The organism is Bacillus coreaensis, from assembly GCF_050586445.1.
GTDB lineage: Bacteria > Bacillota > Bacilli > Bacillales > Cytobacillaceae > Robertmurraya_A > Robertmurraya_A coreaensis.
Map to the genome: position 1 here is coordinate 1 of NZ_JBOCCY010000025.1, position 23,807 is coordinate 23,807.

At 37.5% G+C, this 23,807-nt stretch carries 28 protein-coding genes; 26 read left to right on the forward strand and 2 right to left on the reverse strand.

Features of this window, described 5'->3' with window-relative positions; translation table 11 throughout:
• Positions 1 to 158 precede the first annotated feature (158 nt).
• Positions 159 to 350, reverse strand: a complete 192-nt coding sequence (locus tag ACQ5H4_RS22190) for a sigma factor G inhibitor Gin (RefSeq protein ID WP_430777111.1) — start codon at positions 348 to 350, stop codon at positions 159 to 161.
• Positions 351 to 582: 232 nt separating this feature from the next.
• Between ACQ5H4_RS22190 and ACQ5H4_RS22195 the strand changes: the two genes are divergently transcribed.
• From ACQ5H4_RS22195 to rsmI, 9 genes are all read left to right on the forward strand, one after another.
• Positions 583 to 2,013, forward strand: a complete 1,431-nt coding sequence (locus ACQ5H4_RS22195; protein WP_430777065.1) for an aminotransferase class I/II-fold pyridoxal phosphate-dependent enzyme — start codon at positions 583 to 585, stop codon at positions 2,011 to 2,013.
• A gap of 27 nt (positions 2,014 to 2,040) precedes the next feature.
• A complete protein-coding gene (tmk, locus tag ACQ5H4_RS22200) occupies positions 2,041 to 2,676 on the forward strand; it encodes a dTMP kinase (RefSeq protein ID WP_430777066.1) in 636 nt (211 codons plus the stop codon).
• A gap of 161 nt (positions 2,677 to 2,837) precedes the next feature.
• Positions 2,838 to 3,167, forward strand: coding sequence for a cyclic-di-AMP receptor (locus ACQ5H4_RS22205; RefSeq protein ID WP_119706193.1), 330 nt, complete (start codon positions 2,838 to 2,840; stop codon positions 3,165 to 3,167).
• Positions 3,168 to 3,181: 14 nt separating this feature from the next.
• Positions 3,182 to 3,622: a YaaR family protein gene (locus ACQ5H4_RS22210; RefSeq protein ID WP_430777067.1), complete on the forward strand. Its 441-nt coding sequence runs from the start codon at positions 3,182 to 3,184 to the stop codon at positions 3,620 to 3,622.
• 12 nt (positions 3,623 to 3,634) lie between these two features.
• Positions 3,635 to 4,642: a DNA polymerase III subunit delta' gene (holB, locus tag ACQ5H4_RS22215; protein ID WP_430777068.1), complete on the forward strand. Its 1,008-nt coding sequence runs from the start codon at positions 3,635 to 3,637 to the stop codon at positions 4,640 to 4,642.
• Positions 4,635 to 5,444, forward strand: coding sequence for a competence/sporulation regulator complex protein RicT (ricT, locus tag ACQ5H4_RS22220; RefSeq protein WP_160549850.1), 810 nt, complete (start codon positions 4,635 to 4,637; stop codon positions 5,442 to 5,444). The genes holB and ricT overlap by 8 nt, the downstream gene beginning before the upstream one ends.
• 31 nt (positions 5,445 to 5,475) lie before the next feature.
• On the forward strand, positions 5,476 to 5,853 hold the full coding sequence (gene yabA / locus ACQ5H4_RS22225) for a DNA replication initiation control protein YabA (RefSeq protein WP_119706197.1): 378 nt from the start codon (positions 5,476 to 5,478) through the stop codon (positions 5,851 to 5,853).
• A gap of 70 nt (positions 5,854 to 5,923) precedes the next feature.
• Positions 5,924 to 6,709: a tRNA1(Val) (adenine(37)-N6)-methyltransferase gene (locus ACQ5H4_RS22230; RefSeq protein ID WP_430777070.1), complete on the forward strand. Its 786-nt coding sequence runs from the start codon at positions 5,924 to 5,926 to the stop codon at positions 6,707 to 6,709.
• Positions 6,687 to 7,562 (forward strand): 16S rRNA (cytidine(1402)-2'-O)-methyltransferase, encoded by an 876-nt coding sequence (gene rsmI, locus ACQ5H4_RS22235; protein WP_430777071.1) that lies wholly within the window; start codon positions 6,687 to 6,689, stop codon positions 7,560 to 7,562. The genes ACQ5H4_RS22230 and rsmI overlap by 23 nt, the downstream gene beginning before the upstream one ends.
• A gap of 38 nt (positions 7,563 to 7,600) precedes the next feature.
• Here rsmI and abrB read toward each other — a convergent pair whose 3' ends face one another.
• Entirely contained in the window at positions 7,601 to 7,885 is a 285-nt protein-coding gene (gene abrB / locus ACQ5H4_RS22240; protein ID WP_066059282.1) for a transition state genes transcriptional regulator AbrB, read from the reverse strand.
• Between the two features lie 458 nt (positions 7,886 to 8,343).
• On the opposite strand from abrB, the gene metG reads away from it, so the two are divergent.
• The 17 genes from metG (at position 8,344) to fin (ending at position 23,731) form a co-directional block, all read left to right on the forward strand.
• Positions 8,344 to 10,302, forward strand: coding sequence for a methionine--tRNA ligase (metG, locus tag ACQ5H4_RS22245; protein WP_430777072.1), 1,959 nt, complete (start codon positions 8,344 to 8,346; stop codon positions 10,300 to 10,302).
• Between the two features lie 182 nt (positions 10,303 to 10,484).
• The gene (locus tag ACQ5H4_RS22250; protein ID WP_430777073.1) at positions 10,485 to 11,252 is read left to right on the forward strand and encodes a TatD family hydrolase; all 768 of its coding nucleotides are present in this window, start codon (positions 10,485 to 10,487) and stop codon (positions 11,250 to 11,252) included.
• A gap of 240 nt (positions 11,253 to 11,492) precedes the next feature.
• Positions 11,493 to 12,677 carry a resuscitation-promoting factor gene (locus ACQ5H4_RS22255; protein WP_430777113.1) on the forward strand — a complete coding sequence of 395 codons (1,185 nt, stop codon included), beginning with the start codon at positions 11,493 to 11,495 and terminating at the stop codon, positions 12,675 to 12,677.
• Between the two features lie 178 nt (positions 12,678 to 12,855).
• The gene (gene rnmV, locus ACQ5H4_RS22260; protein ID WP_430777074.1) at positions 12,856 to 13,416 is read left to right on the forward strand and encodes a ribonuclease M5; all 561 of its coding nucleotides are present in this window, start codon (positions 12,856 to 12,858) and stop codon (positions 13,414 to 13,416) included.
• Entirely contained in the window at positions 13,409 to 14,287 is an 879-nt protein-coding gene (gene rsmA, locus ACQ5H4_RS22265; RefSeq protein WP_430777075.1) for a 16S rRNA (adenine(1518)-N(6)/adenine(1519)-N(6))-dimethyltransferase RsmA, read from the forward strand. Before rnmV ends, rsmA begins: the two co-directional genes overlap by 8 nt.
• Before the next feature lie 293 nt (positions 14,288 to 14,580).
• A complete protein-coding gene (yabG, locus tag ACQ5H4_RS22270) occupies positions 14,581 to 15,459 on the forward strand; it encodes a sporulation peptidase YabG (RefSeq protein WP_430777076.1) in 879 nt (292 codons plus the stop codon).
• 558 nt (positions 15,460 to 16,017) lie between these two features.
• A complete protein-coding gene (gene veg / locus ACQ5H4_RS22275; protein ID WP_430777077.1) occupies positions 16,018 to 16,281 on the forward strand; it encodes a biofilm formation stimulator Veg in 264 nt (87 codons plus the stop codon).
• Positions 16,282 to 16,459: 178 nt separating this feature from the next.
• On the forward strand, positions 16,460 to 16,636 hold the full coding sequence (locus ACQ5H4_RS22280) for a small, acid-soluble spore protein, alpha/beta type (protein WP_430777078.1): 177 nt from the start codon (positions 16,460 to 16,462) through the stop codon (positions 16,634 to 16,636).
• A gap of 176 nt (positions 16,637 to 16,812) precedes the next feature.
• Positions 16,813 to 17,682, forward strand: a complete 870-nt coding sequence (gene ispE / locus ACQ5H4_RS22285; RefSeq protein WP_430777079.1) for a 4-(cytidine 5'-diphospho)-2-C-methyl-D-erythritol kinase — start codon at positions 16,813 to 16,815, stop codon at positions 17,680 to 17,682.
• A gap of 55 nt (positions 17,683 to 17,737) precedes the next feature.
• Positions 17,738 to 18,574 (forward strand): pur operon repressor, encoded by an 837-nt coding sequence (gene purR, locus ACQ5H4_RS22290; RefSeq protein WP_430777080.1) that lies wholly within the window; start codon positions 17,738 to 17,740, stop codon positions 18,572 to 18,574.
• On the forward strand, positions 18,571 to 18,945 hold the full coding sequence (locus tag ACQ5H4_RS22295; RefSeq protein ID WP_430777081.1) for a RidA family protein: 375 nt from the start codon (positions 18,571 to 18,573) through the stop codon (positions 18,943 to 18,945). Before purR ends, ACQ5H4_RS22295 begins: the two co-directional genes overlap by 4 nt.
• 160 nt (positions 18,946 to 19,105) lie before the next feature.
• Entirely contained in the window at positions 19,106 to 19,396 is a 291-nt protein-coding gene (gene spoVG / locus ACQ5H4_RS22300; RefSeq protein ID WP_003347151.1) for a septation regulator SpoVG, read from the forward strand.
• A 213-nt stretch (positions 19,397 to 19,609) separates the two neighbouring features.
• Positions 19,610 to 20,986 (forward strand): bifunctional UDP-N-acetylglucosamine diphosphorylase/glucosamine-1-phosphate N-acetyltransferase GlmU, encoded by a 1,377-nt coding sequence (gene glmU / locus ACQ5H4_RS22305; RefSeq protein WP_430777082.1) that lies wholly within the window; start codon positions 19,610 to 19,612, stop codon positions 20,984 to 20,986.
• Positions 20,987 to 21,003: 17 nt separating this feature from the next.
• Positions 21,004 to 21,963: a ribose-phosphate diphosphokinase gene (locus ACQ5H4_RS22310; protein ID WP_160548422.1), complete on the forward strand. Its 960-nt coding sequence runs from the start codon at positions 21,004 to 21,006 to the stop codon at positions 21,961 to 21,963.
• 131 nt (positions 21,964 to 22,094) lie between these two features.
• Complete coding sequence (locus ACQ5H4_RS22315; protein ID WP_430777083.1) at positions 22,095 to 22,727, forward strand: 50S ribosomal protein L25/general stress protein Ctc; 633 nt, start codon at positions 22,095 to 22,097, stop codon at positions 22,725 to 22,727.
• Positions 22,728 to 22,807: 80 nt separating this feature from the next.
• Positions 22,808 to 23,368, forward strand: coding sequence for an aminoacyl-tRNA hydrolase (pth, locus tag ACQ5H4_RS22320; protein ID WP_430777084.1), 561 nt, complete (start codon positions 22,808 to 22,810; stop codon positions 23,366 to 23,368).
• Between the two features lie 132 nt (positions 23,369 to 23,500).
• Positions 23,501 to 23,731 carry an anti-sigma-F factor Fin gene (gene fin, locus ACQ5H4_RS22325; RefSeq protein WP_430777085.1) on the forward strand — a complete coding sequence of 77 codons (231 nt, stop codon included), beginning with the start codon at positions 23,501 to 23,503 and terminating at the stop codon, positions 23,729 to 23,731.
• Positions 23,732 to 23,807 lie beyond the last annotated feature (76 nt).

Consider the following 23,807-nt stretch of genomic DNA (forward strand, 5'->3'; position numbering starts at 1 on the left):
AAGTTAAGCTTTTCAGCGCCGATGGTAGTTGAGGGTTTCCCTCTGTGAGAGTAGGACGTCGCTAGGCAAAGAAAAAAGCACCTGAATGGGTGCTTTTTTTGTTTATTCATAATTAGATAAAAAAGCACCTATCAAGGTACTTTTCACTAGTTCATATATTAGGAGAAAATCTCGGGCATATTAATTTTTCTAAGTTTTGATATATAATATTTATATTTTGGGTCTGTTGTTGGCGTAGCCACTAAACTTCGTTCACATTCCACGCAAATAAATGAAGTGTATAGATGTATTCCTTTCGGTTTGGACTGCTCACAAACAACACAAATTTCCCCCAGCTGTTTTATAGCCATAATCGGTTCCAAAATAACTCCACCTCCATACACCTATTGTTACCAAGATCCACTATTTGTATACAATTTTTCGAATAATCTTTTCGATAGATTGGTTGAATACTATTTTATGTATGATAAGTAAATCGTTGTATGTCTACATGAGTACTTTTAAAAAATAAATAAGAATAAAAAGGACTAGTTTGTTAAAATAGACAAGTATGATACTCGAAAAAGATAAGAGGGATGTCATGTGAATCAAAAACACACCCCACTATATGATGCATTAATCCAACATAAAAATAAAAAAGCAATTTCCTATCATGTCCCAGGGCATAAAAATGGAGAGGTGTTTTTAAAAGAAGCTCATCCGGTATACCAAAATATTTTGACTGTCGATGTAACCGAACTATCAGGTTTGGATGATTTACATTCTCCTAGTGAGGCCATTCTTGAAGCAGAAACTTTGTTGGCTGATTATTATGAGGTGAAAAAAAGTTTTTTTCTTATAAATGGTTCAACGGGTGGAAATTTGGCTATGATCCTTTCAGCTGTAGGTGAAGGAGATGACGTTCTTGTTCAAAGGAATTGTCATAAATCAATCATGAACGGACTGAGCTTGGCCAATGCAAACCCCATATTTATAACACCGGAGTTTGACACAGACTGGCAAGTAGCCGGAGGAATAACATTAAATAGCATTAAAGAAGCAGTAAAGGACTATCCTCAGGTTAAAGCACTAATTGTTACATATCCCAACTATTATGGAATGGTAACTAACCTAAAGGAGATTATTACTTTTTGCCATGAACACAACATTATGGTTTTAGTGGATGAAGCACATGGCGCCCATTTTAAAAGAAACAAGGGGTTTCCAATGAGTGCTACAGAACTAGGTGCAGATGTGGTCGTACAATCTGCACATAAGACATTGCCAGCAATGACCATGGGATCCTACTTGCATTACAATAGTGAAAGGGTTGACTTGGGTAAGTTAAAGCTGTTTCTCCGTATGTTACAATCTAGTAGTCCATCTTATCCAATTATGGCTTCTCTTGACCTTGCTAGAAAGTATATTGCAACATATGAGGAAGAAGACTTACAATATACTCTTCAAATGATCTCTCAGTTTAGAGAAAAATTGAATGGGATTCCATCCATTAAGCTTCTCACTTATAAAGGTGAAGGAGATCCTTTAAAAGTAACGATACAATCAAGAACATCTTTAACTGGTTTTGACCTGCAGTCAAAATTAGAGGAGTTTGGAATTTTTACAGAGTTAGCAGATGAGCATAATGTACTTTTTATTTTCCCACTCTTAAAAAGAGGAGATTTCTATCCTATAGAGGAAGTATGGTGTACAATAAAAAAAGGAATTGGGGATGAAGAAACCTCTGAAAGGAACTTACGGAAGTTAACTAAAGGAACTTCTATTTCAACTTTACAAATGTCATATAAGGAACAGCAAAAAAAGAAAGTAGAAATTATTCCTTTATCAGAGGCAAGTGGACGAGTATGTGCAGAGAGTATTATTCCTTATCCTCCTGGTATACCGTTAATATTACCAGGGGAATTAATAAAAAGTGAAGATATTTTGCAGATACACAACTTATTAGAGGCTGGATCGAGATTTCAAGGTGGAGAAAATATAAAGAATCACAACTTAAAGGTATTTTATCATTAGAAACAAGTGAATTAGTTGGAGGGTATTATGAGTAAGGGTTTATTTATTACAATAGAGGGTCCAGAAGGTGCTGGGAAAACAACCATTATTGGAATGCTAGCAACCGCACTAATCGAACGAGGTATGAAGGTTATAGTAACGAGGGAACCAGGCGGCATTCCGATTGCTGAGCAAATTCGGGAAGTAATTTTGAATAAAGAAAATACAGCCATGGATGCGCGAACAGAAGCATTACTATATGCAGCAGCAAGACGTCAGCATTTAGTTGAAAAGGTATTGCCGCATTTACAAGAAGGATCTATCGTTTTATGTGATCGATTTATTGATAGTTCATTAGCATATCAAGGGTATGCAAGGGGACTAGGGATAGATGAAGTATATAGCATTAATCACTTTGCCATTGAAGGAAGGATGCCAGATACTACTTTTTATTTTGATATTGATCCTGAAATTGGTTTGAACCGAATTGGCCAACATAAAGGAAGAGAAGTAAATAGACTTGATTTGGAAGAACTTCATTTTCATGAAAAAGTGAGAGAAGGATATTATCTCCTGCTAGAGCGGTATAAGGATAGAATCATAATGATTGATGCATCACAGTCTGTAGAACATGTTTTTCAGCAGGCTTTAAATAACTTATTAGAAGTGTTAGATAAAAAATAAGAGGGAAAGTGTCTTACAAGTTAAGGCACTTTATTTTTTTAGTAAAGTAATCCTTGAATTTCCTATTTTAGATTATAGGTTAGAGCATGGTACAACGCTAATTACCTGTTATAATAAAGGTAATAATTCAGAATATATTATACCGCTAAGGGGTGGATGATATGAAATTAATTTTAGCAGTCGTGCAGGATCAAGATAGTAACCGGTTATCCAATGCTTTAGTTGATAATAATTTTCGGGCAACAAAACTTGCTACTACAGGAGGATTCTTGAAATCGGGGAATACTACCTTTATGATTGGAACGGAAGATATACGTGTAGAGAAAGCCTTGCAGATTATAAAGGATAATTGTAAATCAAGAGACCAGATGGTGGCTCCTGTTTCTCCAATGGGAGGGAATGCAGATTCCTATGTTCCATTTCCAGTGGAGGTAGAAGTAGGAGGAGCCACAGTTTTTGTTTTACCTGTTGAGCAGTTCCATCACTTTTAATAGCGAGGTCATCTATGAAGATTAATCAGGATATTCGTTTAAATACAGATAAGATTCGATCCGAACAAAAGGCAGCGACAAACACTAGTTTAAAATTTAATGAGCTCGTCCAAAAACAGGATCAAAAAATGCAAATCGGCCAACTTCAAAACCTCCTAAAGGATATTGAAAGTGCGGGTGAAAGATTATCGAGGTCAAGAACATTCAAAGACCTTTCAAAGTATAAGACATTAGTCAAAAGGTTTGTGAAGGAAGCAGTTGATTTTGGCATGGACTTAAAGCAGTCACATAGCTGGAATCAGTACGGACAAGGAAGATCGTTGAAAATTGTTGAGACGATCGATGAAAAGTTAGTGGAGTTAACCGAGGGAGTACTTGAAAAGGAAGAAAACTCTATTGATTTGTTAGGTAAAATAGGTGAAATAAAAGGTCTTTTAATTAATTTATATACGTAAGTGAGTGAGACGATGCTTAAAACTTGGGATGAGATGGATCAAGTGCAGCCAATGGTTGGGAAGCTATTAAAAAACAGTATACAAAAGGACAGGTTAGCTCATGCCTATCTGTTCGAAGGTATGAGAGGAATCGGAAAAAAAGAAGCTAGTTATTTATTAGCTAAAAGCCTTTTCTGCTCAAGTCCTATCGACAACTATATCCCATGTGATTCATGTAGTAATTGTAAAAGGATTACTAGCGGTAATCACCCAGATCTCCATTTGTTAGAGCCAGATGGGCTTTCGATAAAGAAAAAGCAAATTCAAGATTTACAAGAGGAATTCTCCAAAACAGGCGTGGAATCAAAGAAAAAAATGTACATTATTGTGCATGCGGATAGAATGACAGGGAATGCAGCCAATAGTTTGCTAAAGTTTTTAGAAGAGCCGCATTCAGAGACAACAGCTATTTTATTAACCGAGGGATCTCAGAAAATGCTCCCTACTATATTGTCTCGTTGTCAGATTATTAAATTCCAGCCCTTCTCTCCTGCTATATTAATAAAAAAATTGGATGAACATGGGGTAGAAAGAACAAAAGCTCCTATAATTGCCCAACTTACCAATAATTTAGATGAGGCTTTGGAGCTAAGTCATAACGATTGGTTTGCACAAGCTCAAAAAATAGTGTTAAAATTATATGAAGTGCTAAAAAAGAACTCACTCGAAGCTTTGGTGTTGCTTCAAGAGGAATGGTTTTTACACTTTAAAGAAAAAGAACAGTTTGATCAAGGTTTAGACTTACTTCTTCTATTATATAAAGATTTACTATATTTACAGCTTGAGAAATCAAATCAAGTCGTTTATGTCAGTGAAATGACCCGTCTGCAGCAATATGCTCTCCATGCTTCAGGAAGGCAAGTTGCAGATGGATTGTCTAATATATTGGAGGCAAAAAGAAAGCTGCAAGCCAATATGAATCCCCAGCTCCTAATGGAAGAGCTGGTGTTACGATTGCAGGAGGGATCTTCATTTGTATAATGTAGTTGGAGTACGCTTTAAAAAAGCGGGTAAAATATATTATTTTGATCCCGGTGATCTCTCAATTCAAAAGGATGAATTTGTTATTGTTGAAACAGTAAGAGGAGTCGAGTATGGCAAGGTGGTCATTGCTCCGAAACAGGTTGATGAGCATGATGTTGTGCTTCCTCTTAAGAAAGTCCTTAGAATTGCTGATCAAAAGGATCGTTTAATTGTTGAAGAAAATCGTTTTGCGGCAAAGGAAGCATACGATGTTTGCTGTGAAAAAGTATCTACACATCAACTGGATATGAAACTAGTGGATGTTGAATATACATTTGACCGAAATAAAGTGATTTTTTATTTTACAGCTGATGGTCGGGTTGACTTCCGTGAGCTTGTAAAAGACTTAGCGGCTATATTCCGTACAAGAATTGAACTTCGTCAAATTGGTGTTAGAGATGAAGCAAAAATGCTTGGCGGTATTGGTCCGTGTGGTAGAATGCTATGCTGTTCAAGCTTTCTAGGTGATTTTGATCCGGTATCTATAAAAATGGCAAAAGATCAAAATCTCTCATTAAACCCAACAAAAATCTCAGGGTTATGCGGACGTCTTATGTGTTGTTTAAAATACGAAAATGATGAATATGAGTCTGCAAAAGAGCTACTACCTGATTTAGGTCAAGTCATCACTACACCACAAGGTCCTGGTCGTGTAGTAGGGTTAAATATACTGGAAAGAGTACTCCAGGTTGAACTGGCTGATCATGAGCGTGTCCTCGAATATACTCTCGATGAAATATTAAAGGAAGGCGCTGTATAGATTCAATCCACAGATTAATGAGGTGGAAGGCGTGAATAAAAAAGAAATTTTTGATTCAGTAAGCAATATGGAAGCACAAATTGGGCATCTATATAAGCAATTAGGTGAGTTAAAGAAACATTTAGCTGAAACGCTTGAAGAAAATAACTCCTTAAAGCTAGAGAATGAGCACTTAAGGAAACACCTTGATCGAACATCCATCGAGAGGCAACAGCAACCAAAAGTAAGTAAAAGCAAAAAAGGTAAAAAAGCAGAGGAGACTCAGAACGAAAAAATTGTTGATATAGGTGAAGGATATGATAACCTTGCTCGCCTTTATCAAGAAGGATTTCATATCTGTAATCTTCACTTTGGAAGTCCTAGAAAGGATGACTGTTTGTTCTGCTTATCCTTTTTAAATAAAAAATAAGAGGGTCTCCTTTGACAAGGGGGCCTTTTTTTCGGAGAATAAAGGAATTGAGGTAGGAGGACAAAACGATATGTTAAAAGGCGACGAACGATTAGATTATTTATTAGCTGAGGACCTTCGGATTATCCAAAGTCCAACAGTTTTTTCATTCTCTCTAGATGCTGTATTATTAGCAAGATTCGCTTATATGCCTATCCAAAAAGGAAATGTCATTGATTTATGTAGTGGAAATGGAGTGATTCCCCTATTTTTAAGTACAAGAACAAAGGGGAAAATAACGGGAGTAGAAATACAGGAACGTCTATACGATATGGCGGTAAGAAGTGTTCATTATAATCACCTTGATCAGCAAATTGAGATGATCCATGGAGATATTAAGGAAATGCCAAAGCGTCTTGGTCATGGGAAATTTGATGCAGTTACATGCAATCCTCCTTACTTTTTAACTGATGGAAAAGAAGAGAGAAATGAGAATGAGCATTTAGCGATTGCCAGACACGAAATCCTATGTTCTCTAGAAGATGCCATTTCTGTATCTAGTCAGCTTGTTCGCCAAGGTGGAAAGGTCGCATTTGTTCATCGCCCAGGACGACTGTTAGATATCGTGACTTTAATGAGACAATACCGTTTAGAACCTAAGCGAGTACAGTTTGTTTATCCAAAGGTTGGAAAAGAAGCCAATATATTATTAGTGGAGGCAATCAAGGACGGAAGCCCAGATTTAAAAGTACTTCCTCCCATGTTTGTCTACCGTGACAACAACGAATATACTGATGAAATGAAAGAAATATTGTATGGAGAAAATGAAGGAAAAGCGGAAGTGGGTGGTCTACATGTGGGGACAAAAAAGCTTTGAAAATGAGGAGAATAAAGGGATTCTATATTTGGTTCCTACTCCCATTGGGAATTTAGAGGATATGAGTTTTAGGGCCGTTAGAATGATGAAAGAGGCAGATTTCATAGCAGCAGAAGACACTAGAAATACAAAAAGGCTATGTAATCACTTTGAAATAGATACACCAATTGTTAGTTACCATGAGCATAACCGGATGGTAAGTGGAGCAAAATTAATCGAAAAGCTAAAGGGAGGAGCAAAGATTGCTCTTGTTAGTGATGCAGGAATGCCAACCATTTCAGATCCTGGTTATGAACTGGTAGTGGAAGCAACCCATGAACAGATTGCAGTTGTCCCTTTACCAGGAGCTAATGCGGCATTAACTTCGCTTATAGCATCAGGTATACAAACACAGCCCTTTTACTTTTATGGATTTTTATCAAGACAGAAAAAGGATAGAAAAAAAGAGTTGGAATTACTAAAAAATCAACAAGCGACAATGATCTTTTATGAGTCACCACATCGGTTGAAAGAAACACTTCAGCAAATCGAGGAAATTTTAGGAAACCGACAGATGACCATATGTAGAGAATTAACAAAAAAGTTTGAGGAATTCATTAGAGGGACTACCTCTGAATTGGTGGAATGGGCCAATCATGGAGAAGTGCGTGGAGAATTTTGTTTAATAATAGAAGGAAACAAGGAAGAAGCAGCAGTAGAAGAAAGCTGGTGGGAGAGTTTATCTATTCTCGATCATGTAGAGCATTATATTTCTGTTAAAGGACAATCATCTAAAGAAGCTATAAAGGAAGTTGCAAAGGATCGACATTTACAGAAGCGTGAAGTGTATCAGGCTTATCATATTCAAGAATAAAAAAAGCTTCTCTTTATCTGAGAAGCTTTTTGTTGAAATTATTTAGATACTTGAAAGTTGTTTTGGATTTCTTGAAGTAGTTGTTCTGCACCTTCACGGCTAAGAATTAACTTTCCGCCTGCTAGTGTGATATTATCATCAGAAACTTCACCAGTTACTTGGCAAGTCATGTTTGGCTTGTATTTTTTAAGGATGATACGCTCATCGTCAACGTAAATTTCTAATGCATCCTTTTCTGCAATACCAAGTGTACGTCTTAATTCAATAGGAATAACTACACGACCAAGCTCATCAACTTTACGAACAATACCAGTAGATTTCATATTTTTTAGCTCCTCTCAAATCACCATTTTATTTATTTTTTCTATCTCTTATTCGTCATTATTCGACAAATTTCTTTTATGTTTTTATAATACCAGCCATTCCCAAAAACGTCAATAACTTTATATCTGATTAAATTAGAAAATATTAGAAGTAAAAGAACGTTGGTACATCAACGTTCTTAAGGTATGTTAGGATGTTTTTTAAGTTTTTTATAAGAAATAATGAAAAAACGTATGTCGACAAATGCTTGTAATTTAATACATCATTCGACAAGAACCAACAAACGTTGTTACATGAAAGTAGGTATAAATGGTAGGGGTAAGTGGGAAAGGCTAAATAGTTGATTATATTGCACATTTCTTCATAATTAGGTATATTTTGATGAGATAAGAGGTTATGCTGACGAGTATAAGAAGTGACTCGATTCAGAATGATAATCGGATGAGGAGTGAGTGATTTGGGTGAGAAAAGAAAGTCATTTTATTTAACAACACCAATTTATTATCCTAGTGGAAACTTACATATTGGACATGCATATACAACGGTAGCTGGAGATGCGATGGCTCGTTATAAGAGGTTACGTGGGTTTGATGTAATGTATTTAACGGGTACAGACGAACATGGTCAGAAAATTCAACGCAAGGCAGAGGAACAAGGAATTACTCCTCAAGCATACGTTGATGATATTGTCGCTGGAATTCAGGAACTTTGGAAGAAGCTTGATATTTCGTATGATGATTTTATTCGAACGACACAAGACAGACATAAAATGGTGGTTGAGAAGATATTTTCTCAACTTCTTGAACAAGGGGATATTTATCTTGATCAATATGAAGGTATGTACTGTACTCCATGTGAATCTTTCTTTACTGAAAGACAACTTAATGAAGGGAACTGTCCAGACTGTGGTAGACCTGTAGAAAAGGTGAAAGAAGAATCTTACTTCTTTAAAGTAAGTAAGTATGCGGATCGCCTGTTGCAATATTATGAAGAAAACCCTGGGTTCATCCAACCTGAGTCTCGTAAGAATGAGATGATTAATAACTTTATTAAACCAGGATTAGAGGATCTTGCCGTATCGAGAACGACGTTTGACTGGGGTGTTAAGGTACCAGGTAATCCTAAGCATGTTATTTATGTATGGATTGACGCTTTGTCCAATTATATTACTGCTTTAGGCTACGGCACCGAGAATGCTTCTAAATATGAAACCTATTGGCCAGCGGACGTACATTTAGTTGGGAAGGAGATTGTTCGATTCCATACCATCTATTGGCCAATTATGCTCATGGCGTTAGATCTTCCACTTCCTAAAAAAGTGTTCGCTCACGGTTGGCTTCTTATGAAAGATGGGAAAATGTCTAAGTCTAAAGGCAATGTGGTAGATCCAGTTACATTAATTGACCGTTATGGACTTGATTCCCTTCGTTACTATTTACTAAGAGAAGTTCCATTTGGAGCAGATGGGGTGTTTACACCTGAAGGGTTTGTTGAAAGAATTAACTTTGATTTAGCGAATGATTTAGGGAACCTATTGAATCGTACAGTTGCTATGATCAATAAGTATTTTGATGGAACGATTCCAATGTACCAAGGTTCAAAGGGAGAATTCGAAGGACAGCTACTTCAAGTAAATGAGGAAACTGTGAAAAAGTATGAAGAAGCAATGGAGAAGATGGAGTTTTCAGTTGCTCTAACAGCACTTTGGCAGTTAGTTAGCCGAACTAATAAATTTATTGATGAAACATCACCTTGGGCTTTAGCAAAAGACGAGGAGAAAAAAGATGAGTTAGCAAGTGTTATGGTTCATTTAGCTGAAACACTTAGACGAGTGGCTATACTGCTTCAGCCATTCCTAACAATGACACCAAAAGCAATATTTAAACAGCTTTCTATTATAGAAAGTAGTCTTCAGTCCTGGGAAAGTCTCGAAAAATTCGGGATGATTCCAGAAGGTACAAAGGTGGAGAAAGGTGAACCTATTTTTCCGCGACTTGATATTCAAGAAGAGGTATCTTTTATTAAAGAAAAAATGCAATCTTCTGTGAAGCCTGCTGTAGAAGAACCCAAAGCAGAAGAAATTCCAGAGGTTGAGGAAATCACGATTGATGACTTTATGAAGGTTGATTTACGAGTAGCACAAGTAGTAGAAGCAGAGCCGATTAAAAAAGCGGATAAGCTGTTAAAGCTACAGTTAGATCTTGGTTTTGAGCGTAGGCAGGTAGTTTCCGGAATTGCTCAATTTTATAAACCAGAAGATTTAGTTGGACAAAGAGTCATTTGTGTTACGAATTTAAAGCCGGTGAAATTACGTGGTGAATTGTCCCAGGGAATGATTCTTGCAGGTCAAAAGGATGGAATTATGTCATTAGCCACAGTGAGTGACTCTCTTCCGATAGGAGCAAAAGTAAAATAAGGAATAAAGTCATACTAAGATAAAACATAGAAATGTTTCACGTGTAACAATACACATGGCTCATTCCTATGTTTTTCTTATCTTTCTGTTAAAATAAGGAACCGGTGAGTGGGATTAAGAGATTTAATAGTTGAGAAACAAATAATATATATGTAACAGAAAAATAATATTGGAGGAAATAAATGTTATTTGATACGCATGTGCATTTAAACGCAGAACAATTTTCAGAAGATTTAAATGAGGTAATTGACCGAGCAAGGATGGAAGGTGTCCAAAATATGGTGGTTGTAGGATTCGATCGACCAACCATTTTAAAAGCAATGGAATTAATTGAAGAATATGATTTTATCTATGCAAGTATTGGATGGCATCCTGTTGATGCGATTGATATGCGTGATGAAGACTTGGTGTGGATTGAAGAGCTTGCGAAACATCCTAAAGTTGTAGCTATTGGGGAAATGGGACTTGATTATTACTGGGATAAGTCACCAAAAGACGTACAACAAGATGTATTTAGAAAACAAATACAGTTAGCTAAAAAGCTGAAACTGCCGATTGTCATTCACAACCGAGAGGCAACAGCGGATATTGTTACAATTTTAAAAGAAGAAAAAGCTGCTGAGGTAGGGGGCATTATGCATTGTTTTAGTGGAAGTGTGGAGGTCGCAAAGGAATGTGTGGAAATGAACTTCTATATATCCCTAGGTGGACCGGTTACTTTTAAAAATGCGAAAAAGCCGAAAGAAGTGGCACAAGAGATTCCGTTAAATAAGCTTTTAATCGAAACAGATTGCCCGTATCTTGCCCCACATCCATATAGAGGGAAAAGAAATGAACCAAGTTATGTGAAGTTAGTGGCAGAACAAATTGCTGAACTAAAGGGTCTTAGCTACGAGGAAGTTTCACAGGTTACAACAGAAAATGCAAAAATATTATTCGGCATAAAGTGATAAGGAAACCTGTCGAATAAAATAAAAGCTTGTCCAAATCTTTTCTTTTTCTAAAAAGTTCTACATGTCTCCTTTCTCTCATAGGATAACCATGTCGACAACTCTCTCTTTCTTTTTTGAACTCTATTAGTCATAATAGGGAATACGTTCAGAGGAAAATCCTGAGGGTTGACAGGCGCTAAGATACTTTATATAATCACTCCGAGAGAAAAGGGGGCGTTTTTCATCGTGATCCAAAACATGAAAAACCTGTTTTCTAGGTCTTTGAGGACAAAGAAGTGGGCCATAATCTCTGCTAGTTTCATAGTTTTGACAACAGCTACTGGATTTACGGTTTATGAATCCACCAAGGAAACTGTTACCATGACAATGGATGGCCAAGAACGTATCATCAAGACACACGCAGCCACAATTGAAGATATTTTCGACGAACTTGACATCGCTCTTCGTTCAGAAGACTATGTGTTTCCCTCGGCAAACACAAAGGTTAAAGACAACTTAGAAGTTGTTTATAAACCTGCTAAACAGGTCCAAATGGTAAAAGACACCGAGAAAAAAGCAGTTTGGTCTACAGCGGATACTGTAGAAGAGTTCCTAAAGGAACAAGAAATTACACTTACTGAGCACGATAAGGTTACACCTGATTTAGACACTGCAATCAAGAAGGATATGAACATTGAAGTAAACATTGCGTTTCCATTCAAGTTAAATAACGGTGGTACAGAAGAAGAAGCATGGACTACTACTTCGACTACGGTCGCTGACTTTTTACTACAACAAGGAATCACTCTAGGAGAACTAGACCGTGTAGAGCCTGAAAAAGACTCAGTTATTCAGAAAGATGCTGTTGTTAGCATCATTAGGGTTGAAAAAGTCACCGATGTAGTGGAAGAACCGATTCATTTTGCAGTTGTTACAAAAAATGATAGTAATCTATCAAAAGGCACAGAAAAGGTAGTAACTCCGGGTCAAGAAGGATTGAAGACAAAGGAGTATGAGGTAGTATTAGAGAATGGAAAAGAAGTCTCTAGAACACTTCTAAACGAAACACAGGTTAAAGAGAAGCAAGATAAGGTTGTAGCGGTAGGAACAAAGGTTAGTACCCAAACCGTATCACGTGGTAGTGATAGTGTTAGCAAGGAGTTTTTTGTTACGTCCACTGCTTATACAGCAAGTTGTAATGGCTGCTCTGGCATTACGGCAACGGGATTAAACCTTCATGCTAATCCAGGAGCGAAAGTTATTGCCGTCGACCCAAGTGTTATTCCACTAGGAACAAAGGTGTATGTAGAAGGCTACGGCTATGCAGTTGCTTCCGATAAAGGGACAGCAATTAAGGGAAATAAAATCGATGTGTTTTTTGCGTCGAAAGCAGATGCCTATCGTTGGGGTCGTAAAACGGTTAAAATTAAAATTCTTAACTAATTCATTTATGCAGGGGGGCTGCCCTCTGCTTTTTTGTGTTTTTGTCCGCTTTTCATTACAATTGGTTTATACTATATAGACGAATTAAGTAGCAAGAATGTTTCATTTTTATTTCAATTATTTTAATTTTTTTTCAGAAAGACTGTTTATTTAATGGTATGTGTATTGGGAGGAGTTTATGAAGATACAGGAAATTATCGTTGTGGAAGGTAAAGACGATACGACAGCCATTCAAAGGGCTGTAGATGCTGATACAATCGAAACAAATGGTTCTGCGTTAAATGAGGATACCATCAATAGGATAAGAAGGGCCCAACAGACAAGGGGAGTTATTGTTTTTACTGATCCAGACTATCCTGGTCAAAAAATAAGACAAACAATCGCTGAGCATGTACCAAATTGCAAGCATGCCTTTATCCCAAAGGAGAATGCGCTACATAAACGAGGGAAGGGTGTTGGTGTTGAACACGCTTCAGTAGAAGAGATTCGAAAGGCTCTTCGCCATGCTCACCTTATGAAGGAAGAAGTAGAAGTACAGATTACTCAAGAGGATTTGCTAACAGCAGGTCTAATCGGTGGGCCAAAGGCAAAGGAGAGGCGAGAGAAGCTCGGTCAACTCCTTTCGATTGGGTATACAAATGGAAAGCAACTTTATAAGCGACTACTGATGTTTCAAATAAGTAAAACAGAGTTCTCTAAAGCACTAGCCGTTATTTTTCAGGAGGAAACAGATGAATAAAGATATCGCTACCCCTGTAAGGACACAGGAAATACTAAAGAAGTTTGGTTTTTCTTTCAAAAAAAGCTTAGGTCAAAACTTCTTGATTGATACCAATATTTTAAAAAGAATTGTTGATCACGCTAATTTAACCGAACAGTCCGGAGCCATTGAAATTGGGCCAGGGATTGGGGCATTGACAGAACAGTTAGCAAGAAATAGTGAAAAGGTGGTTGCGTTTGAAATTGACCAGCGATTGCTACCGATTCTAAAAGAGACACTAGCTCCCTATCCGAACACAACGATTATTCATGAAGATGTGTTAAAAGCAAATGTAAAGGAAGTAATTGGGGAGCAGTTCGAAGGCATAGAAGACATCATGGTTGTAGCCAATCTACCATACTACGTAACCACTCCGATTATTATGAAGTTATTAGAGGAGAAACTCCCAATTAGAGGGATTGTTTGTATGCTTCAGAAAGAAGTAGCCGACCGAATTGCTGCGAAACCTGGTGGGAAGGAATATGGCTCTCTTTCAATTGCTGTCCAATATTATACGGAAGCGGAGACGGTGATGGTTGTACCGAAAACTGTCTTCATGCCTCAACCAAATGTGGATTCTGCGGTTATTCGATTAACCGTTAGGCAAGAGCCTGTAGTTAAAGTTCGAAATGAAGACTTTTTCTTTCAAGTAACAAGAGCTAGCTTCGCTCAGCGTAGGAAAACGATTTTAAACAACTTAACAAGCCAACTACCCGACGGAAAGATTAAAAAGGACAAGATATTGCAGGCGCTTGAAAAAGCTGAAATTGAGCCTTCTAGAAGAGGAGAGACATTGTCGATTGCTGAGTTTGCTCAACTTAGCGATGCTTTGCTCGACCATTTTGCTTAAAAAGACCCCACTGAGGGTCTTTTTAAATGGAAATTACGTTATTTATTTTGAACTCTGTCTAGCTCCAGCGCCTAGCCCCTCGATGGAATAATTTAAATCTATTATTCCTAGGTCATAAGCCAAATCACTACAGAAGGCAGGCCTTCCTGCGCGATTCGTCTTATGCTTGTCGGGGCTAAACAAGGCGCTTCCGCTTTTCTATATATCACGACTTTTAAGCTACGTGCATAGGATAATTAAGAATTATTCTATTTGAATGCTCTGTTTTTTTTGGGCTAATTGGAGTGACTACATTGACGATCAACCTTTTGGATGTCGTTGGGAGAGTTTCGTATAATTGTGATATTATCTTTCGGGTTATAGATATACGAGAAGAAAAGGGAAAGAAGCTTGCTATATTATATGGGGAGGATTTTCGACTAATTGCTGATGCACCCTATGAAGATTTGGTCATGATTGATCAAAACACCCGATCAAAAGTAGCTTCGGAGTATCAAACACTAGAGGAACAATCTTACCAGCTTTTTCGGCAGGATGTAGACCTTTTGCAGTTTAAACAGGAGTTTGAGGTAACTGAAGGTTATAGTAAGCCGTTTAATTATTTTCAAGTGCCAGGCAAAGTGTTACATCTTGATGGTGATCCTTCCTATTTGCAAAAGTGCTTAACTTTGTATGAAAAAATAGGAGTACCAGTAACAGGCATACATGTAAACGAAAAAGAAATGCCTAATAAAATAGGGGCATTGATCGATTACTATCGTCCAGATATCCTCGTTATAACAGGGCATGATGCCTATTCAAAGTCCAAGGGGAAACCTACGGATATCAATGCATATCGGCATTCAAAGCACTTTGTTCAAACAGTAAGAGAGGCCAGAAAGAAGTTCCCTCATCTCGACCAGCTGGTCATATTTGCAGGAGCCTGTCAGTCCCATTTTGAATCATTGATTCAAGCAGGTGCTAACTTTGCAAGTTCCCCTTCAAGAGTTAACATACACGCCCTTGACCCTGTCTATATTGTAGCTAAAATTTCCTTTACTCCGTTTATGGAGAGAATTAACGTATGGGATGTATTAAGAAATACGTTAACGGGAGAAAAAGGACTCGGAGGAATCGAAACAAAAGGCGTACTACGAACTGGTATGCCTTATAACAAAGGCAATCATGAATGAGATTCGGTTTGAAATTATAATAGGTTTACTTGTGAAGTGCAAAACGGCAAATCACATAAACTCCACAGTCAAAAAGGATTAGAGATGGAACTATCTCTACTCCTTTTTGACAATGCGCCCGAAACTCAGAGTTTGATAAATAAGCGGAGAAATTTCTCTTAATTAGGAAAATGCACTGAATATAGCTAAAATAGACGGAAGGATTCCGACTATTGACTCGAAAAACTTGAAAATGAATAATTTTGCTTTGTTTAATCGGAAAAACTCCGCTTATATCCCCCGAACTAAACTCTATTATGGAGTCTAACGGAAAAAACTCCGCTTATGTTTTAATTTATTATGTTTGCGCATCTAAGGTACCAAAATTGAACGGTGTTTTTTTGTTTCAAAATTCGGTACATATTTCAAAATAAATAGGTAATCCTAAAAATGTTGAAAATTAGAAGAAAATGCTGAACAAAAAATATTGACTTTTATTTTTAAACACTGTTATAATTTATTATTTTGTTTGACTATACAGTGTAAATGTGTTATACTTTACATAGTGAGGTGGACCGAATGGCAAAAACTTTGGTTGATATTAAAAAAGCTCTTGATTCAAATTTAGGAAAAAGACTTTTGCTCAAGGCCAATGGTGGTCGAAGAAAGACTATTGAAAGATACGGAATTCTTGCAGAAACGTATCCATCTGTGTTTGTAATTGAGTTAGATCAAGAAGAAAATGCTTTCGAACGTGTATCGTACAGCTATGCAGACGTTTTAACACAGACGGTTCAAATTACCTTCTATGAAGATACAACAGGACAAATGGCACTAAGTTAAGGTTGTCCTTATCGTGTAAGCAGTGAACTTTGGTTTGCTGCTTTTTAATTTGTTTTTTATTTTATATTTTCTTTTAAAAACTATACATAAATTTAATCAAATTTTCTCTAAAAGCTAATGAATTTCTAACCACTTCAACATAATAAGAGTGTCGTGATGAAGAAAGGGGATGTTAATCGTGAGCAGAAGAAGAGGGATGATGTCAGAAGGGTTTAAAGAGGAACTAGCGAAGGAGCTAGGGTTCTATGATGTCGTTCAAAAAGAGGGTTGGGGCGGCATTAAAGCAAAAGATGCTGGCAACATGGTCAAGCGTGCGATTGAAATAGCGCAAATGCAGTTAACGGAAAAGCGCTAAAAGCAGCAACCTTTTTACTTCATGCGAGAGTTAACTAACAATTCGAATTCATTGCGACAGAAGCCGGAGAAAACTGATTCTCTGGCTTTTTTGTGTGGAGAGGTCTTACTTTTATCGTTTTGTGGTAAAATAGGACAAAAATGGACTAGAGAGAATGTTTAAAGTAGGTGGAGATGTTGAAGCTTCTAATAAAAGCTCCTGCAAAAATCAATTTATCGTTAGACGTATTACATAAACGATCGGATGGGTTTCATGAAGTAGAAATGATCATGACAACGATAGACCTTGCTGATCGAGTCGAATTAACCTTTTTAGAAGAGGATACCATTCGAATTAATTCTCAAAATCGGTTTGTTCCGGACGATCAAAGAAATCTAGCCTTTCAAGCAGCAAAGCTATTGAAAGAAAGATTTCAAGTGAAAGCTGGGGTTCATATTTCTATTGAGAAAAATATCCCTGTTGCGGCAGGTTTAGCTGGTGGAAGCAGTGATGCAGCGGCAACTTTAAGAGGATTAAACAAGCTTTGGAAACTGAACTTAACATTGGACGAGCTTGCAGAGTTAGGTTCTGAGATTGGGTCGGATGTGTCTTTTTGTGTTTACGGTGGAACAGCGTTAGCAAAAGGACGTGGAGAAAAGATTACACAACTTCCTCCACCTCCTACTTGTTGGGTAGTTTTAGCAAAGCCCTTTATCGGTGTTTCAACAGCAGATGTGTACAGAAGGCTTGAATTAAGTGGAATAAGTCATCCAAACCTTCCTGCAATGGTCGAGGCGATTAAGGAAGGAAGCTTCGAAGGTGTTTGTGGCAATGTTGGAAATGTGTTAGAGGATGTCACTCTGAAGCTCTATCCAGAGGTTGCTCAAATCAAGGATCAAATGCAACGATTTGGTGCAGATGCGGTCTTGATGAGTGGAAGTGGTCCAACTGTTTTTGCCCTTGTTCACCATGATTCAAGAATGCACCGATTGTACAATGGGCTGAGAGGATTTTGTGACCAGGTTTTTGCTGTACGTATGCTAGGAGAACGCCATACCCTTGATTAAATCCGTACATTAATGGTATATTATCGTTAAAACATTCGGATATGGGAGGTCTATTATGAAGTTTCGTCGAAGCGAAAGGTTAGTAGATATGACGAATTATTTGCTTGAGCACCCCCAGCAATTAGTTTCACTTTCTTTCTTTTCAGAAAGGTATGGTTCCGCTAAATCATCCATAAGTGAAGATTTAGCTATCATAAAAGAGACTTTTGAGAAGAGAGGAATTGGAACGCTGAAAACGGTTCCTGGAGCATCAGGTGGTGTAAAGTTTACCGTAAAAGTATCAGATGAGGAAGCAAGGCCAATTATTAACGAATTATGCGGCCTGATAGCCGATCCTGATCGGTTATTACCAGGTGGATATCTTTATATGACAGATATATTAGGAGATCCAGCTATTGTTCAAAAGGCTGGTCGCTTGCTTGCTTCTGCTTTTACAGAAGAAAAAATTGATCTTGTTATGACAGTTGCAACGAAGGGGATTCCTTTGGCTTATGCAGTAGCAAGTCATTTAAATGTGCCGGTTGTTATCGTGCGCAGAGATAATAAAGTAACGGAAGGTTCAACCGTAAGTATTAACTACGTGTCTGGCTCAACAGGAAGAATTCAAACGATGGTTCTGTCAAAACGTAGCATGGATCAAGGAGCTAACGTTTTAATTGTTGATGATTTTATGAAAGCAGGCGGAACGGTTAACGGAATGATTAGTATGTTGAATGAGTTTAATGCTAATTTAGCTGGAATTGCCGTACTGGTGGAAGCAGAAAAAATCGAAGAGAGACTAGTGGATGATTATTTATCCTTAGTAAAGCTTTCGGATGTAGATGTAAAAGAAAAGCAAATCCAAGTGAATGAAGGAAATTATTTTTTACATAAACAGGAGGAATTAGTATGAAAGTAGTTCAAACAAATCAAGCACCTGCAGCTATCGGGCCGTATTCTCAAGGCATCGTGGTAAACAATATGTTTTTTAGCTCTGGTCAGATTCCTTTAACAGCCGAGGGTGATTTACTACAAGGAGATGTAAAAGAACAAACGCATCAAGTATTTAAAAACTTAAAGGCCGTCCTGAAAGAGGCAGGAGCTTCTTTAGAAACAGTAGTAAAGGCAACTGTATTTATTAAAAACATGGATGAATTTGCAGCAGTAAATGAAGTGTATGGGGAATATTTTTCGGTACATAAACCAGCTCGTTCTTGTGTGGAAGTAGCAAGATTGCCGAAGGATGTATTAGTAGAAATCGAAGTAATTGCACTCGTCAAATAAGACGAGTGTTTTTTTATGGAGATATTTTCTAAGAAACTACAAATTCGTCCATAATTTTGACTAATTTTTCAAAAAAATTGAATTAGAAGAAGGAGATATGAAAAATTTGTTGAATATTTAAACGTAGATTATATCTAATTGTGCAAAGGTGGTGAACAGGATGGAAGTAACAGACGTAAGATTACGCCGCGTTAATACAGACGGACGTATGAGAGCAATCGCATCCATTACGCTTGATAATGAGTTTGTTGTTCACGATATCCGCGTGATAGACGGAAATAACGGATTATTCGTTGCTATGCCTAGTAAACGCACACCAGATGGAGAGTTCCGCGATATCGCTCATCCGATCAATTCAGGTACACGTGGGAAGATTCAAGAAGCAGTTTTAGCTGAGTACCACCGCTTAGGTGAATTAGAAGTTGAATTTGAAGAAGCTGGTGCTTCCTAAAAAAAATAAACAACAAGGGCCTACTTCCTAAGGGTAAGGCTCTTTTTTATGTATCTGTATCCATTTTTTCTCTCCAACCTACTACTACCCATAAAAATAAATGGTTAAACCTTCTTTTATGTTAAAATCATGCAGTTTTTTATCTGTTCTTGAAAAATACGAGTATTTAAGATATATTCTTAATGGATAAAAAGGTATATTGGAGGCCTGTAAATGTCGAATCGGTATGCGGTAGTATTAGCCGCAGGTCAAGGAACTAGAATGAAGTCAAAACTGTACAAAGTTCTCCATCCTGTTGGTGGTAAGCCTATGGTGCAGCATGTAATCGATCATGTGAAAAAGCTTAATATAAACAGTATTGTAACGGTTATTGGACACGGAGCGGAACTTGTAAAAGCACAGCTGGGTGAAGAGAGCAGCTACGTGCTTCAAGAACAACAGCTTGGAACAGCACATGCTGTTATGCAAGCAACGGATATACTAAAGGATAAAGAAGGTATTACCATTGTCGTATGTGGCGACACGCCATTAATTAAGGCAACGACGATGGAAGCATTGTTTAAGCATCATGAAGAGACTTCTGCTAAAGCAACGATTTTAACAGCATGGACAAATGATCCGACAGGCTATGGACGTATTATTAGAAATGAAGATGGATCGGTTGAAAAAATTGTTGAGCATAAAGATGCAACGAATGAAGAACGCTTAGTAAAAGAGATTAATACGGGAACGTATTGCTTTGATAATAAAGCCCTCTTTGACGCCCTATCAAAGGTTTCAAATGATAATGTCCAAGGAGAGTACTATTTACCAGATGTTATTGAAATTCTAAAAAATGCTGGCGAAATAGTAACCGCATATCAAACAGAAGATTTTGAAGAAACATTGGGTGTTAATGACCGAGTAGCATTAGCTGAAGCGGAACGAATCTTTAAAGAACGTACGAATGAGTGGCATATGCGTAACGGTGTTACAATCATTGATCCTTCAAGTACATATATTGGTCCGGATGTAGAAATTGGTCAAGACACCATTCTTTACCCAGGAACGATATTAGCTGGTGGAACTGTTATTGGAGAGGATTGTATTATTGGTCCACAAACTGAAATCCACAATTGTAAAATAGGCAATGGAACGTCTATCCGTCAGTCAGCAGCTTACGATAGTGAAATTGGTAGTGAGGTTGCCATTGGTCCGTTTGCGCACATAAGACCTCAATCGAATATTCATGATGATGTGAAAATTGGAAACTTTGTTGAAATAAAGAAAGCTGTATTTGGCAAAGGAAGTAAGGCTTCCCATTTAAGTTATATTGGAGATGCTGAAGTTGGTAGCAATGTAAACATTGGTTGTGGATCGATTACGGTGAACTATGATGGGAAAAATAAGTACTTAACAAAAATCGAAGACAATGTATTTATAGGTTGTAATTCAAACCTTGTAGCTCCAGTTAGAGTAGGAGAAGGAGCGTATGTAGCAGCTGGATCAACCATCACTCACGATGTTCCAGGAGAAGCGCTTGCTATAGCTAGAGCAAAACAAGTAAACAAAGAAGATTATGTTTCAAAATTAAATAGCAAAAAGAAATAAGCAATCGGAGGTCCATCATGTCAAATCAGTATTTAGATCCAAATTTAAAGGTGTTTACTCTTAATTCGAATCCTGCTTTAGCAGCAGAAATTGCAAAGGTTATTGGTGTGGAGTTAGGGAAATGTTCGGTTACTCGTTTTAGCGATGGAGAAATTCAAATTAATATCGAGGAAAGTATCCGTGGTTGTGATGTGTTTATTATCCAATCCACTAGCTCACCGGTTAATGAGCATTTGATGGAGTTATTGATTATGATTGATGCACTTAAAAGAGCATCTGCCAAATCAATTGGTATCGTAATGCCTTATTATGGGTATGCACGTCAAGACCGAAAAGCTAGAGCTCGTGAACCAATTACAGCTAAACTAGCAGCTAATTTACTTGAAACTGCAGGAGCTACTCGCGTAATTACATTGGACCTACATGCACCACAAATCCAAGGTTTCTTTGATATTCCGATTGATCACCTGATGGGTGTTCCAATTCTATCTCAATACTTTAGCAAGAAGGATCTAAGTGGGGATATCGTAGTTGTGTCACCTGATCATGGTGGGGTAACGAGAGCTCGTAAAATGGCAGAAAGACTTAAGGCACCAATTGCGATCATAGATAAGCGTCGACCTAGACCAAATGTTGCTGAGGTAATGAATATTGTTGGTAATATTGAAGGAAAGACGGCTATATTAATCGACGATATTATTGATACAGCTGGTACGATTACTCTTGCTGCCAATGCACTTGTTGAAAATGGTGCTGCTGAAGTGTACGCATGCTGTACACATGCTGTGCTATCTGGACCTGCGATTGAAAGAATTGAAAACTCAAAAATTAAAGAGCTTGTTGTAACAAACTCGATTGCGTTATCTGAAGAGAAAAAAGCGTCTAAGAAGATCAAGGAACTTTCCGTTGCTGAGCTTTTAGGAGAGGCTATTATTCGTGTACACGAAGAACAATCTGTAAGTATTTTGTTTGATTAATAAAATTCTGAGGCTTGCTACTGGTGCAAGCCTCATCTGTTTAGGCTAAATTAAAAAATTCTACGTTTAGACTCTCCTGTTTAAGGGCATTTTTTATAAAGAGACCTTAATATTGGAAGGAGAAAACGATTTTGACTACCCAATTACATGCACAGGAACGTGAGGATTTCCGTCAATCCACTTTGTCAATTATGCGTCACGAAGGCCAAGTGCCAGCAGTGGTTTATGGCACTAATGTAGATAGCAAAGCGCTATATATCAATGCTATTGATTTCGTGAAAACGATTCGAGAAGTGGGAAGAAATGGTGTGATTTCTCTTGATCTTGATGGAGAAACATACGATGTCATTTTATCGGATTATCAAATGGATCCAATAAAGAAGGAAATACTACACGCTGATTTTCTAGCTGTGGATATGGCAAAAGAAATACAAGTAAATGTTCGTGTTACACTTGTAGGTGAGGCTGCAGGTGTGAAAGATGGTGGAGTACTCCAACAGCCTTTACATGAAGTAAGTATTACAGCCACACCAGCAGATATTCCGCAGGTTATTGAGGTAGATGTTAGCAATCTACAAGTTGGCGAGACCATGTCTATTGCGGATATTCAAGGACGTACATCTTACCATATTAACAACGAAGGTGAAGAGACGATCGTGTCGATTCTTCCTCCTAGACAAGAAGAGGAAATTAGTACTGGTGAAGAACAAGAACCAGGAATTCCTGAAAACCTAGAAGGAAGAGAGACAGAGGCTGTCGAATAATTAAAGATAACAAAGCAATCACTACAGGGACTGACCATATTTGTTTGGCCAGCCCCTTTTGATGTTGTAAGAGGTGAAACATGAAACTATTTATCGGTTTAGGCAACCCTGGAAAACAGTTTGATCAAACAAGGCATAATATAGGGTTTGAAGTGATTGATCATTTATCCAATGAATGGAACATTAAGCTTGATCAGTCAAAATTTAAAGGAATATATGGTGTTGGTTATGTAAATGGGGAAAAAGTTTTTCTATTAAAGCCATTAACTTACATGAATTTATCTGGAGAGTCTATCCGTCCGTTAATGGATTACTTTAATATTTCTATTGAAGATATCGTTGTGATATATGATGATCTTGACTTACCAGTAGGGAAGCTACGTTTAAGAGAGAAAGGCAGTGCTGGTGGTCATAATGGTATAAAGTCCTCCATCGCTCATCTAGGAACACAAGAGTTTAAACGTATACGTGTGGGAGTTGGAAGACCAACAAATGGGATGAGTATTAGTGACTATGTTCTTAGTAGATTTACAAAGGAAGAGCAGGAAACCATTAACCTCATCGTGAAAAAATGCGGGGAAGCATGCATAGATTGGCTAAAGGACCCTTTCTTGCAGGTAATGAACCAGTATAATCAATAATCATAGAAAAAAATAAATCTTCGGTTATCATTGCTACGTGGATTACATATCGTATATAAGTAATGAATGAATAAAGTCTGTCCTAAAAGGTCAATACTAAGCTTAATGAATTGTTTACTAGGAGGGACAGGCATGGCCATTCATTACCATTGCCGACACTGCGGACATACAATGGGTACCATCGAACAAACGACTTTAGAGTCTGAAAGATTAGGGCTTCACAAGCTGAATGGTGAAGAGCGACTTGATATGGTAAGTTATGATCCAGAGGGAAATATGCATATTAAATCGATTTGTGAGGATTGTCAGGAGTTGCTAGAAAGAAATCCTGGCTTTCATGAACAAGACTATCTAATTCAGTAAAACGCTTTGGAGAAACATCCAAAGCATTTTTCTGTTTTTATATTACATACATGTGTAGGTATTGGGAGGAGGGCAT

What these genes read in the sequence shown, in the direction of transcription:
- rsmA (WP_430777075.1), top strand. Translation starts at nt 13,409, where the DNA reads ATGAATAAAGATATCGCTACCCCTGTAAGGACACAGGAAATACTAAAG.
- tmk (WP_430777066.1), top strand. Translation starts at nt 2,041, where the DNA reads ATGAGTAAGGGTTTATTTATTACAATAGAGGGTCCAGAAGGTGCTGGG.
- pth (WP_430777084.1), top strand. Translation starts at nt 22,808, where the DNA reads ATGAAACTATTTATCGGTTTAGGCAACCCTGGAAAACAGTTTGATCAA.
- ACQ5H4_RS22255 (WP_430777113.1), top strand. Translation starts at nt 11,493, where the DNA reads ATGAAAAACCTGTTTTCTAGGTCTTTGAGGACAAAGAAGTGGGCCATA.
- veg (WP_430777077.1), top strand. Translation starts at nt 16,018, where the DNA reads ATGGCAAAAACTTTGGTTGATATTAAAAAAGCTCTTGATTCAAATTTA.
- ACQ5H4_RS22230 (WP_430777070.1), top strand. Translation starts at nt 5,924, where the DNA reads ATGTTAAAAGGCGACGAACGATTAGATTATTTATTAGCTGAGGACCTT.
- spoVG (WP_003347151.1), top strand. Translation starts at nt 19,106, where the DNA reads ATGGAAGTAACAGACGTAAGATTACGCCGCGTTAATACAGACGGACGT.
- holB (WP_430777068.1), top strand. Translation starts at nt 3,635, where the DNA reads ATGCTTAAAACTTGGGATGAGATGGATCAAGTGCAGCCAATGGTTGGG.
- ACQ5H4_RS22250 (WP_430777073.1), top strand. Translation starts at nt 10,485, where the DNA reads ATGTTATTTGATACGCATGTGCATTTAAACGCAGAACAATTTTCAGAA.
- abrB (WP_066059282.1), bottom strand. Translation starts at nt 7,885, where the DNA reads ATGAAATCTACTGGTATTGTTCGTAAAGTTGATGAGCTTGGTCGTGTA.
- ACQ5H4_RS22295 (WP_430777081.1), top strand. Translation starts at nt 18,571, where the DNA reads ATGAAAGTAGTTCAAACAAATCAAGCACCTGCAGCTATCGGGCCGTAT.
- glmU (WP_430777082.1), top strand. Translation starts at nt 19,610, where the DNA reads ATGTCGAATCGGTATGCGGTAGTATTAGCCGCAGGTCAAGGAACTAGA.
- rnmV (WP_430777074.1), top strand. Translation starts at nt 12,856, where the DNA reads ATGAAGATACAGGAAATTATCGTTGTGGAAGGTAAAGACGATACGACA.
- ACQ5H4_RS22210 (WP_430777067.1), top strand. Translation starts at nt 3,182, where the DNA reads ATGAAGATTAATCAGGATATTCGTTTAAATACAGATAAGATTCGATCC.
- ACQ5H4_RS22310 (WP_160548422.1), top strand. Translation starts at nt 21,004, where the DNA reads ATGTCAAATCAGTATTTAGATCCAAATTTAAAGGTGTTTACTCTTAAT.
- purR (WP_430777080.1), top strand. Translation starts at nt 17,738, where the DNA reads ATGAAGTTTCGTCGAAGCGAAAGGTTAGTAGATATGACGAATTATTTG.
- fin (WP_430777085.1), top strand. Translation starts at nt 23,501, where the DNA reads ATGGCCATTCATTACCATTGCCGACACTGCGGACATACAATGGGTACC.
- ACQ5H4_RS22190 (WP_430777111.1), bottom strand. Translation starts at nt 350, where the DNA reads ATGGCTATAAAACAGCTGGGGGAAATTTGTGTTGTTTGTGAGCAGTCC.
- rsmI (WP_430777071.1), top strand. Translation starts at nt 6,687, where the DNA reads ATGTGGGGACAAAAAAGCTTTGAAAATGAGGAGAATAAAGGGATTCTA.
- ACQ5H4_RS22205 (WP_119706193.1), top strand. Translation starts at nt 2,838, where the DNA reads ATGAAATTAATTTTAGCAGTCGTGCAGGATCAAGATAGTAACCGGTTA.